Raw genomic sequence first — 12989 nt, forward strand, 5'->3', positions numbered from 1 at the left:
AAGAACGGCCTTTGCGCCAAAAAAGTGGAACGTTTGCCTCGAGCCATATCTAGGAAAGTGTATGCCAGAAATAAAAATTGACGGTGGGCGACCCGGCTGAAATTTATACATGGATCGGAAAAGAAAGGTAGGAGCAGTCATGTTGAAAAAAACAGTGCCATTGACAGATTTGGAAATCGCTTCACAAGCAGTGATGAGGCCAATCGGAGAAATTGCTGAAAAAGCCGGGATTCCACTAGGGGCGATTGAGCCGTATGGCAGATATAAAGCGAAAATCGACGTTTCCGAGTTGGGCGAACACCAGGCGACGGGAAAAGTGGTACTTGTTACGGCTACCAGCCCGACGCCGGCTGGTGAAGGGAAATCGACAGTCACTGTCGGGTTGGCCGATGCGCTTCAACGATTGGGTGAGAAAAGCATGATTGCCCTGCGAGAACCCTCTTTGGGACCTGTCATGGGCGTCAAAGGGGGAGCGGCGGGCGGAGGCTATGCCCAAGTGCTCCCGATGGAAGAGATCAATCTGCACTTCAACGGGGACCTTCACGCTATCACCTCCGCCAATAATGCGCTCGCCGCCATGATCGATAATCATCTCCATCAAGGAAATGAACTGCAAATCGACCCGCGCCGCATCGTGTGGAAGCGGGTGCTTGACTTGAACGATCGGGCGCTCCGCCATATTACAATCGGACTAGGCGGTCCGTCGAACGGTGTACCGCGGGAGGACGGCTTTGACATAACGGTCGCTTCAGAAATTATGGCAATCCTATGCTTGTCGACAAGTCTAGCCGATTTGAAGGAAAAACTCGCCGAAATCGTCATCGGCTATACGTTCGATAAACAACCTGTGACGGTACGGGACCTAGGTGTCCAAGGAGCTCTGACTCTTTTGCTAAAAGAGGCGTTCAAACCGAATCTTGTCCAAACGATTGAAGGGACACCGGCATTGATCCACGGTGGACCTTTTGCAAATATTGCACATGGCTGCAATTCATTGATTGCGACGAATACAGCCCGGACATTGGCTGATATTGTCATTACAGAAGCGGGTTTCGGCTCGGATTTGGGTGCGGAGAAGTTCATGGATATCAAAGCGCGGATCGGCCAATTCCAACCCGATGCAGTCGTTATCGTGACCACAGTCCGCGCGCTGAAAATGCATGGCGGCATGATGAAATCAGATTTGAAAACGGAGAATCGCGACGCAGTAGAGTCGGGCATCGCTAATCTGGAGAAGCATATTGAGACGATACGGGCATTTGGCATCGAACCGGTCGTAGCGGTAAACCGTTTCATAACCGATACGGCGGCCGAGCTTTCTGTTGTCTTGGATTGGTGTCGGGCAAATGATATACAAGCCGCATTGACGGACGTTTGGGAACATGGGGGAGCCGGCGGGTTGGCGCTTGCGGAAGAAGTCCTGAAATCATTGGAAAAACCGAATCAGTTTGCGCCAATCTATGACGTGGAACAACCTGTCGTGGAGAAAATCAACGCCATTGTCCGAAAAGTGTATGGCGGGGAAGGTGTTATGCTAACTGATCAGGCTTTGAAGGATCTGAAGGAGATCGAACGGAATGGATGGGATATATTGCCGGTTTGCATGGCGAAAACGCAATATTCCTTTTCTGATAATCCAAAGCAACTCGGCAGCCCTCGTGGATTTTTCATCACAGTCCGGGAAATCAAACCGAAATTGGGCGCAGGCTTTCTCGTCTGTCTAACCGGGGCCATTATGACTATGCCCGGTTTACCGAAGCAACCGGCGGCACTTCAAATGGATGTGGATGAGCAAGGGTGCGCAAAAGGTTTGATGTGATATGAAATCCCTATAGAACTATTAGAGCTTTCTAATCATCTTATGGTATAATTAGACTGTAGTACCAGTCTTATTGACATGGGTGAGGAGAAGGGGTAAATGGGAAGAGAGTTCAGAATACGGCTAACGATTGTATTAATCATTTTTTCCTTGTTACTTTCATTGTTCATCGCGTTATTTGATTACAAAAAGCTCGAAGATCGGGTCAGGATTGGTCAAGATACGAAAATTGCGATGGCAGAGGATAAGATTATTGATTCGCTAGCTACGATTGATAAAGTATATAATGTCCTCGATTATCAAACTGCTGAAATAATGGAAACGCATTCTAAGGAATTACTGGCTGCATACGAAAGGGAACCTGATTTCACCAAATGGGATTTTGGAGCATTGCGAAATCAATTTGAAATGGACGTTTATATTTTGGATGACAAGAACAAGGTCATCCATTCGAGTTTGACGCAGGACTTGGGGTTGAATTTCAGTGAATGCTGCCCGCGCTTCTCCAATTTATTGGACGAGCGGCGGAATGGGGATGAATTCGTCCATGATGGCATGGATATCCAAACAAAAACAGGAGAGATCAAGAAGTTCAGTTATGTCCCGACTCCGGATCATCGCTATTTGATCGAGCTTGGTGTGGCTTTGGAAGATGAAGAGATTTTTAAACACTTCAATTTTTTGGAAACAATTGATTTGCTCGAGTATACATATGCCGATGTCATCAAGTCGATCCGCGTCTACAGTCCAAGCGGTGTCCTTATGGGGACAGAGGGGGATGAAGAGTACCGGAACATCGACGAATCCCTATTGCCATTATTCAAGGAAGCTTTACAAAGCCGTAAGGCCAGAGAGGATGTTCGGATTGACAATGGAAGCCGGGTGACCTATCGGTACATACCGTATACTGCGGATGAGCGGAGAGGCTTCTCGACAAATCGTGTCGTAGAGATCGTATATACCGATGTGGAATTGTCGGGGATGCTCAGCGCTTACCGAAATGAGTTCATCGTGCAAGTGGCTATCATCTTAGCGGCTGCTATCGTTTTATCGTTCATCATCGCCCGGCTTGTGGCAAGGCCGGTTCATCTCGCCTTCCATGATAGTTTGACAGGATTGAAGAACCGGGCGGCTTTTGAAGAGGAGTTCAAAAAAAGGTTCGGGAAAAACAGTGAAGGCAAAGCGCTCATGATGATTGACCTCGACAACTTCAAAGCTGTCAATGATAAGCTAGGCCATCGGGAAGGGGACCGTATTTTAAAAGTTGCCGCTACGACAATCGAAGAAGTGGCGGGGCAAGGGAACATCGCAGCCCGTGTTGGAGGAGATGAATTCATCGTCCTGTTATCTAAAATGGATGAAGCCAAAGCGGAACAACTCGCTGCCGAATTGATTGGGAAAGTAAATGAGGAATTTTCGAGCCTTCGTAAAAAAATAGGGCTCTCTCCTTCCATCAGTGTCGGCATCGCCTTCGCTTCGAGTGGAGACGATTTGGAAACCTTATACGAAAAAGCGGATCGTGCCTTATACCGTTCTAAAGAAAACGGGAAAAACCAATATAACCTTTATCATGTTGGATGAGTATCTACTTTCCAATTCGCCTTTCAAGCTGACTATGCAAGTCAGTTTGAAAGGCTTTTTCTTGCTGACAACAATGGATAAGGGACTGTCCAATAAGTCAGTGAGAACTGGCTTAATTGGACAGTCCCTCTTTTAGGTTATGCTAGGAAAATCGTCCAAGAGCGGCGAGCCTCCTGTGGGAGCAGCGTCAGCCGAAGACCCCGGAGGACGCGAAGCAAACGAGCAAGCTGAGGCGACGCCCGCGGAAAGGGAGCCTTCCTGGACGATTTTCCGGGTTTCAGGACAGCCTCTTGGCAAATCTATTCAAATAAGTGCTTGATCGTCAACCGAATCGAGCCATTCCTCAATTGTGCCGATCACTGACTTGACGCAGCCATCCTCGAACGGGGACAGGAGATTGGCTTCTGCCACAAGGGCTGTGAAGGGCTTGGATCCTCCCAGTCTGCAAAGATGGACATAATCCAGCCAAGCCCCGTCCCGATTTTCCATGGACCGTTTCCAAAATTGCAGTGCACAAATTTGAGCGAGCGTATAATCGATGTAATAGAACGGGCTGGAGTAAATATGGGATTGTCTTTGCCAGACGGCACCCGATTCCAAATACGGATGGCCATCATAATCCCGGTTTGGCAAATATACCTTTTCTATCTCCTTCCAAGCCGCTTTTCGTTCTGCAGAAGTCATCTGCGGGTTTTCATAGACGATATGCTGGAATTCATCGACTGCGACTCCATACGGCAAGAACAGCAAAGCATCGCTCAAATGGACAAACTTATATTTATCGGTCTGTTCCTTGAAAAACAGATTCATCCATGGCCATGTGAAAAATTCCATGCTCATCGAATGGATTTCAGCGGATTCATAAGTGGGCCATAGATATTCCGGGATGCCGATCGAGCGACTGGAATATACTTGGAACGCATGGCCGGCTTCATGGGTGAGCACGTCAATGTCACCGGACGTGCCGTTGAAGTTCGAGAATATGAACGGCGAATCGTAATCGTCTATGAACGTACAGTAACCTCCAGCTTCCTTCCCTTTTTTCGCTTCCAGATCCATCAGCTTTCTTTCCACCATGAAACGGAAGAATTCATCGGTTTCCTTGGATAACTCGGCATACATCTTTTTCCCATTTTCGATGATCCATTCGGCATCCCCTTGAGGCACGGCATTACCGTTAGGGAAGTTGAGCGCTTGATCATAAAACTTCAATTTGTCCACGCCAATCCGTTTCGCTTGCCGTTCGTATAATCGATTGGCGAGAGGAACGATATAGTCCCGCACTTGCTTCCGGAATGTCTTCACCATTTCCGCGTCATAGTCGATCCGGTTCATCCGTACATAGCCAAGTTCAACGAAGTTGCGGAAGCCTAGTTTGGTTGCGATTTCATGCCGCAGCTTCACCAATTCATCGTAAATTTCATCGAAACGTTCTCCATGTGTTTCATAAAATGAATAGGAAGCTTCCATCGTAGCTTTGCGGACGGACCGATCTGCTGACTCCGCATAAGGGCCCATTTGTGCCAGTGTCAATGTCTTCCCATCAAACTCGATTTGAGCGGAAGCGACCAGTTTGGAATAATCCGATACTAATTTATTCTCTTGTTGTAAGAGAGGTAGCACTTCGGGTGAAAATGAACGGATTGCATTATCCGCCAAAGCGAACAACTGGCTGCCCCATCGGTTTTCCAATTCGGAACGGAATGGGGTGGAGACGAGTTTCCGATAATAGCTCGTTTCGAGCTCCTGGTATTCAGGGCTGATCTCATCGAAGAAATCCCGCTCCTTTTGATAAAATTCATCGTTTGTATCAATCGAAGCCCGGATATATGCGAGATTTTCCTGGGTTGCAAAGTCGCGTCGAACGGCATTGATTTTCTCCATGACTTGGCTTTGTTCTTCAATCGTTTTGGCGGATTGAAACAGTGCCAACAGTTCTTGGAACGACTTCTTCATGGCGTCCATGTCAGGCCGTTTGTAAACATACTCCTCGAAAGTAATCATACCGATTCCTCCTTTTGCTATTCGTTTCCATTGTTCCTCAACAATCATGAAATTGCAAAAGAGAAAACTTTTCAATGGCCATAAGAAAATAATACCATTATGGGAACAAATGGTATGATAAAGGGGAAGAAGAAAACTACTTAAGTGTGCAGGAAGGTGAAAACTATGGATGCTACTAAAGCAGAATGGATGAAGACGGATCCGCAACTCGGATTACGTTCGGAGGATGCGAAAAACAACTTGGAAAAATATGGTCCGAATAAACTGGCGGGTGGAAAGAAGCGGACATTTTTAGCAAAACTCTTTGCTCAAATACATAATGTACTTATCTATGTCCTGCTCGTCGCAGCCATCATTTCAGGCATTCTTGGTGAATGGGCGGACGCAATCATCATCGGTATCGTTGTTGTCATTAACGCCATCGTCGGAGTAGTCCAAGAATCCAAGGCCGAAGAAGCATTGGAAGCATTAAAAAATATGGCGATTCCGAAAGCTCTTATTCGCAGGGATGGCGTCCAACGGGAAATCCCCTCGGAAGAAGTGGTTCCAGGTGATATTGTCTTGCTCGATGCCGGCAGATACGTCCCGTGTGACATCCGGTTGATTGAAACAGCCAATTTGAAAATTGAAGAGGCGGCATTGACCGGCGAATCGGTCCCCGTGGAAAAGGATGCCGACTTTCAATCGGGAAATTCCTTGCCGATTGGTGACCGGAAGAATATGGCGTTTATGTCTACTTTGACAACGTATGGACGGGGCGTGGGCATCGCTGTTGCAACAGGGATGGAGACGGAAATAGGGAAAGTAGCCGCAATGCTTGACAAGTCGGTCGATGAAGAAACGCCATTGCAGAAAAGCCTCGGTCAATTAGGGAAATATTTAGGGCTGCTCGCCTTGGCGATTTGTATTATCATCTTCGCAATTGGGGTGATACAAGGACGGGACTATCTCGATATGTTCATGTTGGCGGTCAGCCTCGCGGTCGCTGCCATCCCGGAAGGCATGCCGGCCATCGTTTCTATCGTCTTGGCCATCGGTGTCCAACGGATGATCAAGCAACATGTCATCATCCGGAAGCTCCCCGCCGTGGAAGCGCTCGGATCGGTCAATGTCATCTGCTCGGATAAGACGGGCACCTTGACTCAAAATCGGATGACCGTGACAAAAATTTATACAACTGGCGTATTAAAAGAGATGGAAGACGTAGATTCTGAACATAAAGTGGATCGTCTTCTATTCCAAAATATCGCACTGTGCAATGATGCGACCGTTTCGGAAACGGGAGAAACAGGCGACCCGACAGAAATCGCCCTTCTCCTTGCCGCAGAAGCCGCCGGGTTGAATAAAATCCGGATGGAAGAAATGCAGGAGCGAATCGGGGAAGTCCCATTCGATTCCAATCGGAAATTGATGACAACGATCCATCGGACTCCCGATGGATACCGCTCCCAAACGAAAGGCGCGATTGACGCTCTACTGGATAAATGTTCTTGGATCGAAACCTTGGATGGCGGACCACAGGCTCTTGACGATTCAACCCGGCGCTCCATTTTGGATGCTGCGGAAAGGATGTCGGCTGAAGCGCTCCGGGTACTGGGATCTGCTTACAAGGACCTGAAACTATATGATGACGAAGAGCTGAAGTCTGTGGAGGAAGGGCTCACTTTCATCGGTCTAGTTGGCATGATTGATCCGCCTCGGGAAGAAGTGAAGCAGGCCATCGCCATGACGAAAACAGCGGGTATTCGAACGGTGATGATTACAGGGGACCACCGTGACACTGCGTTTGCCATCGCAAAAGAATTGGGGATCGCTTCCGATAAATCGCAAGTCATTGAAGGTAAAATGCTAGATTCTTTATCCGAAAGGGATTTGATGGAGCAAAGTGAGAATCTGCAAGTGTATGCACGGGTCTCGCCTGAACATAAAGTGAAAATCGTTCAAGCGCTGAAGGCAAGGGGGAATATCGTGTCCATGACGGGAGACGGGGTGAATGATGCCCCATCCTTGAAAGCGGCCGACATAGGCGTCGCAATGGGCATCACCGGAACGGATGTAGCAAAAGGGGCATCCGATATGATTCTGACCGATGATAATTTCTCATCTATCGTCAAAGCCGTGGAAGAAGGGCGGACCATTTACCGCAATATAAAAAAATCGATCATTTTCCTGCTGTCTTGTAATATAGGGGAAATCATTGCATTATTTATGGCGATCCTTCTTGGCTGGCCTGCTCTATTGCGACCGATCCATATTTTATGGGTGAATTTAGTGACGGACACATTCCCCGCGTTATCACTTGGCGTGGACCCGGAAGAAGCGGGCGTCATGAAGGAAAAACCGCGTCGCCGGGATGATAAGTTCTTTCATGGAGCCGTTCCATTTCTTTTGCTGAATGGGTTGTTGATCGGAGTCATCACCCTGGTCGCTTTTATAATCGGTATTTATTCTTCAGATGCCTATGCAGGAAATTTCTTGTCGATGTTCTCTCATGCGTTGCCGGAAAGCGCCATTATCCAAGGGCAAACGATGGCTTTTATCGCCCTTAGCTTCTCGCAACTTATCCATTCGCTTAATTTCAGATCGATGGATCAATCCATCTTCAAGGCTGGCATCTGGAAGAATAAATTCCTGATCGCTTCCATCCTGTTCGGGATTGTCATGCAAGTCGCGATTGTGTCCATTACACCAATCGCCAATGTGTTCAGTGTCCATTCCCTGGGGCTGACAGAATGGGCGATTATTGCAGGGCTGAGCCTGTTGCCGCTTCTTATAAATGAGGCCGTAAAACAGTTCAAAAAATGAAAAATGCCGCCGGATGTTGTACTATGGAAAGTAGCGAAAAGCAAGAAAGGCTGATGGTTGTATGCAAATAGATGAATACTTGGTAGAGAAACTGGTCGATCCCACTGGAATTCTGACGGGCGATCGGTATGAATTCCGCCTATATTTAACATTGGATGAGGACGATGAGTTATACACGGAAGAAGGAGCGGGCCTGCGTGTCCTCTACAAGGAAGATGGCGATGATAAAGCAGTTGTATCCTATCATTTCTTTGAGCGTTCCACAGAAGAAGTGCTCGATTTCGAATTAGAAGAGGAAGAATTGGAGCTGATCCTCGAATTTTGCAAGACCCATTTGGAATAATGAAGGTAAGTTTTCAACTTATGAATAGGAGTGTTGGAAGATGAGCGAAGAAATCGTTGATATTACCATCATCGGAGGGGGCCCCACCGGGTTGTTCGCTTCCTTTTACGCGGGGATGCGGCAAATGTCGGTAAAGATCTTGGATAGTCTGCCGCAATTGGGCGGGCAGCTGGTCGAATTATACCCCGATAAATATATATATGACGTTGGTGGATTCCCCAAAGTCCTCGCCAAAGATTTCGTTGCAAATCTGGTGGAACAAGCCCAATACTCCAAGCCAGAAATTTTGTTGGAGGAAACTGCAATTTCGGCAACTCGAGAAGAGGATCACTTTATCCTGAAAACGGATAAAGGGGAGCACCGGACTAAGACCATTTTATTGACCGCCGGTATCGGAGCATTCCAGCCGCGGAAGATGGGGTTGACTGAAGAGGAGAACTTTGCCGGAAAGAGCCTCCATTACAGCATCAAGGATTTGGCGTTCTTCAAAGACCGGCAAGTCCTCGTTTGCGGAGGAGGCGATTCTGCGGTGGACTGGGCGCTGATGTTAGAGGGCGTTGCTTCAAAAGTGACACTCGTCCATCGCCGGGAACGCTTTACTGCTCATGAAACAAGTGTTAATCAATTGATGGAATCGAACGTGACGGTCATGACTTCCCGAACGGTGAAGCAAATCAATGGGGCGGATGGACAAGTTGAAAATGTGCTTTTAGTCGAAAAAGACGGTACAGAACAACTTCTGCCTGTCGATCAAGTCATCGTCAACTATGGGAATGTCTCCTCACTCGGGCCGTTGAAGGAATGGGGCTTGGAGATGGACCGGACATCCGTCTTGGTGAACTCCCGTATGGAGACGAATATCGAAGGGATCTATGCAGCAGGGGATATAACGAACTACGATGGCAAGGTGAAGCTGATTGCCGTAGGACTTGGCGAAGCGCCAATCGCCATCAACCACGCCAAAGCCTATATTGATCCGAAAGCGAGACTTCAACCACTTCATAGTACAAGCGTCTTCAAAGACTAAAAAAAGCGGCGGAAAGGGATCCCTTTCTGCCGCTTATTTTTTAGTTTGCGTGCACATCATTGCGATGTTTTTCAATTTCCTGCAACCGTTGATCGTATTCCTCAACCGTCATATTCTGTTCAACAAAGTAACGGTTTCTTGGATGCTTCCGACATTCATCCGAGCAGCTGCGCATATAGAGGTGCTCGTTCTCCTCGGAACAGAGGATTTTGGCATTACATTCAGGGTTCGCACAGTTTACATAGCGTTCGCATGGCGTGCCGTCGAAATGGTCGCGTCCTACGACAACATGCTCCACCTGGTTGACCGGAACTGCAATCCGCTCGTCAAATACATAACATTGTCCATCCCAAAGCTGTCCTTTGGCGACTGGATCTTTTCCGTACGTTACGATGCCGCCATGCAATTGGCCAACATCCTCGAATCCTTCCCGGACGAGCCAGCCGGAGAATTTCTCGCAGCGGATACCGCCCGTGCAATACGTCAAGATTTTCTTCCCTTCGAATTGCTCTTTGTTTTCACGGATCCATTGCGGAAGATCGCGAAAGTTTTCGATATCCGGACGGACTGCCCCGCGGAAGTGACCTAAGTCAAACTCATAATCGTTCCGCGCATCAATGATGACCGTATCTTCTTCCTGCATCTGTTTGAACCACTCTTCAGGGCTTAACCGTTTTCCGGTCAATTCATTCGGATTGATATCCTCTTCTAGACTTAAATTGACGATTTCTGTGCGCGGCCGGACGTGCATTTTCTTAAACGCGTGTCCATCCGCTTCGTCAATTTTAAAGACGATGTCTTGGAAGCGACTATCGCTTCTCAACAATTCCATATAAGCATCCGTCTGGGCGATAGTACCTGAACAAGTACCATTAATTCCTTCCGCTCCAACTAGAATGCGCCCTTTCAAGCCGATTTCCTTACATGCTGCCAAATGCTCCGCAGCAAACGTGACAGGGTCTTCGATCGGTACGTACTTATAATACAGAAGAACCCGGTATGTGCCTTTTTCCATTTCCTTTTACCCACCTTATTTTAAAGTACATCCGGATCGGCAAAATTTTAAAGTTAATTTTAGACATGCAAAAGTAAGCCCGCATTTGCAAGATCCGGGTTCTGTTATTGTATCACATATTTACAGGATGGAAAAGTGGTTTCATTCGTACTTTTTACATAAACAGAAACATCGACAATGAAATTCAGTTTTTTTCGACACGCAACATCTATTGGGTTTTAAGACAATCTCCTGTATACTTGAATCATAGATTTTTCGCCAATTATTTACTTGAATCCTCTTTTTTCGAAACTATTTTCGAAGATGCCCCGTCTAACTTTTTACCAATAGAAAAGGAGATTTTTTATGAAGAAAATAAATAGGAGAAGACGTTCCTATTGGATTGATTTTACATTTTCGGTGACGATCATCACCCTGACGGTGGCAGCAATCTATCTCATCTTTCACACTCAAAAGCAAGAAGCAGCCGCGTCATCGAAAAAGGAGAAGCAGAGTGCGGCACCGACCATTGTGGAATCGATCGACTCCAATTATCCAGGCATCAAAATCATCACAGAAACATCGAACGATCGCTTTGCACCTTACGCTATCCAATATCCACAAAGCATACATACGGATTTCAATGAAGAAGTGTCGACATATATCAACACCGCAAAAGACAATTATCTCGTGTTAATGAAAGAAAATAAAAAATTAGGGATGGATCCAGACGGGGAGCTAAATGTTTCGTTTGAAACGATGCCTCACCATTCGGGTAGCTACTCCTTTGTCCTGATGACGAATATGTTCACCGGAGGAAAAGAAGGGACGTCAGAAATCCGTTCATTCCATCTCAATCCGGAAACGGGCGAAAGCATTTCCATCACGGACCTGTTAGGCGGCTATCAAAACCGTTTGGAGAAACTGTCACATCTTGTCAAGGAAGCGATCTCTGCGGATGCTGCGTTGGAAAATTATATTATGACGGAAGCAGTTGAGCAGTATACGAAAGCGGACTGGGCCCGCTTTGAGAACTTTGCTGTCACGGATGATTCCCTCGTATTTTATTTCAAGGAAGATAGTTTTGCCGCCCGAGTTGCTGGACCACCTGTCATCTCGTTGCCCATCCGGAAAGTGAACCATCTTCTGGTGGACCGGTTCCAGTTCATACCGGAGGAGCAATCTCCTCCAATCGGACAGGAAACGGAAAAACCGCTGGATGGACTAATTTCTCCAGAAGTGGAGGGTCCTAATTCAGATGTAGCGGAAAATGAGGGCGTGGACGAACAAGACGGCCAAACTGTCAAAAAAATTGCATTGACCTTCGATGATGGACCAGATCCGAAAGTGACGGTTCAAATTCTTGAAATCCTGCAAAAATACGACGCCAAAGCGACCTTTTTCATGTTAGGAAGCCGGGTTGAATACTATCCGGAAATTGCGAGACAAGTAGCGGCAGCCGGACATGAACTGGGCAACCATTCATGGAATCATCCTGACTTGACCAAAACGGGGGCTGAAAAAGCGAAACAGGAAATACTCCGGACGTCCAGCATGATTGAGGAAGTGACAGGGAATAAAGCGACCGTATTCCGACCTCCGTATGGAGCAGTCAACAGCCAAGTCCGGAATATCGCCGAATTGCCGGTCGTTCTATGGGATGTCGATACATTGGATTGGAAACATCGCAACCCCGACCTGCTGCTCGAAAAAGTGAAAGGCTCGACCAAAGATGGAAGCATTGTTCTCATGCACGATATCCACCAATCGACGGCGGATGGCTTGGAAGCGGTCCTGTCCTATTTACAAAGTGAAGGATATGTCTTTGTCACAGTTTCAGAGTTGGAATGAAATTTTCCCTTAGGATGAAAAATCCTAAGGGTTTTTTATCTGTATATAGCGGATATCGTCGTATCCTGGCTTTTGAACTGCAAGCGGCTTTATTCAATATCCGGACATACGTAATTTGTTATATACAACATAGATCAGATTTGTTATAATGAACATAGAACAAAAGGGAGGCATCTATTATGTTGATTCGAATCGATCCTGCTTCCGAAACTCCAATATATTTGCAATTGGCGAATCAATTGATCGAATTGGCCGCGCGTGGAAAATTGCGGGATGGCGATCCATTGCCGTCGGTCCGTTCGCTCGCTGCCGATCTTGGCATGAATATGCATACTGTCAATAAGGCCTACCATGCCCTTGAAAAGAAAGGGATCATTACGATTGTTCCAAAATCTGGAGCCGTCCTGAATACCATCCAGGAGGGGGAGCTTTCTTCCGCACACCGGGAGAGAATCGAAGAGGAAATGAGACCGATCGTTGCGGAAGCCTTGGTGCTTGGCATGAAATTCGAAGAAATCCAACATCTTCTCTCGGAGATCCATTCTAATTTGAAGGAGGAATAAAT

General features: G+C 47.0%; 9 protein-coding genes. 7 read left to right on the forward strand and 2 right to left on the reverse strand.

All coding sequences use genetic code 11. The features are described from left to right. The first annotated feature begins 139 nt into the window (after positions 1–139). Positions 140–1819 carry a formate--tetrahydrofolate ligase gene (locus MKY41_RS01340; RefSeq protein ID WP_340743338.1) on the forward strand — a complete coding sequence of 560 codons (1680 nt, stop codon included), beginning with the start codon at positions 140–142 and terminating at the stop codon, positions 1817–1819. Positions 1820–1918: 99 nt separating this feature from the next. Beyond that, positions 1919–3400, forward strand: a complete 1482-nt coding sequence (locus MKY41_RS01345; protein ID WP_340743339.1) for a GGDEF domain-containing protein — start codon at positions 1919–1921, stop codon at positions 3398–3400. A 303-nt stretch (positions 3401–3703) separates the two neighbouring features. Here MKY41_RS01345 and MKY41_RS01350 read toward each other — a convergent pair whose 3' ends face one another. Further along, complete coding sequence (locus tag MKY41_RS01350) at positions 3704–5404, reverse strand: M3 family oligoendopeptidase (RefSeq protein ID WP_340743340.1); 1701 nt, start codon at positions 5402–5404, stop codon at positions 3704–3706. A 165-nt stretch (positions 5405–5569) separates the two neighbouring features. Between MKY41_RS01350 and MKY41_RS01355 the strand changes: the two genes are divergently transcribed. The 3 genes from MKY41_RS01355 to MKY41_RS01365 all read left to right on the forward strand — a co-directional run bounded on the left by MKY41_RS01355 (position 5570) and on the right by MKY41_RS01365 (position 9579). Continuing rightward, the gene (locus tag MKY41_RS01355) at positions 5570–8209 is read left to right on the forward strand and encodes a cation-translocating P-type ATPase (RefSeq protein WP_445683294.1); all 2640 of its coding nucleotides are present in this window, start codon (positions 5570–5572) and stop codon (positions 8207–8209) included. Between the two features lie 61 nt (positions 8210–8270). After that, positions 8271–8552, forward strand: a complete 282-nt coding sequence (locus tag MKY41_RS01360) for a DUF6509 family protein (protein ID WP_340743341.1) — start codon at positions 8271–8273, stop codon at positions 8550–8552. A 40-nt stretch (positions 8553–8592) separates the two neighbouring features. After that, positions 8593–9579 carry an NAD(P)/FAD-dependent oxidoreductase gene (locus tag MKY41_RS01365; protein ID WP_340743342.1) on the forward strand — a complete coding sequence of 329 codons (987 nt, stop codon included), beginning with the start codon at positions 8593–8595 and terminating at the stop codon, positions 9577–9579. Positions 9580–9619: 40 nt separating this feature from the next. Here MKY41_RS01365 and trhO read toward each other — a convergent pair whose 3' ends face one another. Continuing rightward, on the reverse strand, positions 9620–10594 hold the full coding sequence (gene trhO / locus MKY41_RS01370) for an oxygen-dependent tRNA uridine(34) hydroxylase TrhO (protein WP_340743343.1): 975 nt from the start codon (positions 10592–10594) through the stop codon (positions 9620–9622). A 345-nt stretch (positions 10595–10939) separates the two neighbouring features. Between trhO and MKY41_RS01375 the strand changes: the two genes are divergently transcribed. Both MKY41_RS01375 and MKY41_RS01380 read left to right on the forward strand, forming a co-directional pair. After that, the gene (locus MKY41_RS01375; RefSeq protein ID WP_340743344.1) at positions 10940–12424 is read left to right on the forward strand and encodes a polysaccharide deacetylase family protein; all 1485 of its coding nucleotides are present in this window, start codon (positions 10940–10942) and stop codon (positions 12422–12424) included. A 179-nt stretch (positions 12425–12603) separates the two neighbouring features. Further along, the gene (locus tag MKY41_RS01380; RefSeq protein WP_340743345.1) at positions 12604–12987 is read left to right on the forward strand and encodes a GntR family transcriptional regulator; all 384 of its coding nucleotides are present in this window, start codon (positions 12604–12606) and stop codon (positions 12985–12987) included. Positions 12988–12989 lie beyond the last annotated feature (2 nt).

Origin of the sequence: Sporosarcina sp. FSL W7-1349, assembly GCF_038003045.1 — a bacterium.
In the GTDB taxonomy this organism is placed as follows: domain Bacteria; phylum Bacillota; class Bacilli; order Bacillales_A; family Planococcaceae; genus Sporosarcina.

Excerpts from the sequence above, each read along its gene's own strand:
- MKY41_RS01340 (WP_340743338.1), top strand. The coding sequence starts at position 140 with ATGTTGAAAAAAACAGTGCCATTGACAGATTTGGAAATCGCTTCACAA.
- MKY41_RS01345 (WP_340743339.1), top strand. The coding sequence starts at position 1,919 with ATGGGAAGAGAGTTCAGAATACGGCTAACGATTGTATTAATCATTTTT.
- MKY41_RS01350 (WP_340743340.1), bottom strand. The coding sequence starts at position 5,404 with ATGATTACTTTCGAGGAGTATGTTTACAAACGGCCTGACATGGACGCC.
- MKY41_RS01355 (WP_445683294.1), top strand. The coding sequence starts at position 5,570 with ATGGATGCTACTAAAGCAGAATGGATGAAGACGGATCCGCAACTCGGA.
- MKY41_RS01360 (WP_340743341.1), top strand. The coding sequence starts at position 8,271 with ATGCAAATAGATGAATACTTGGTAGAGAAACTGGTCGATCCCACTGGA.
- MKY41_RS01365 (WP_340743342.1), top strand. The coding sequence starts at position 8,593 with ATGAGCGAAGAAATCGTTGATATTACCATCATCGGAGGGGGCCCCACC.
- trhO (WP_340743343.1), bottom strand. The coding sequence starts at position 10,594 with ATGGAAAAAGGCACATACCGGGTTCTTCTGTATTATAAGTACGTACCG.
- MKY41_RS01375 (WP_340743344.1), top strand. The coding sequence starts at position 10,940 with ATGAAGAAAATAAATAGGAGAAGACGTTCCTATTGGATTGATTTTACA.
- MKY41_RS01380 (WP_340743345.1), top strand. The coding sequence starts at position 12,604 with ATGTTGATTCGAATCGATCCTGCTTCCGAAACTCCAATATATTTGCAA.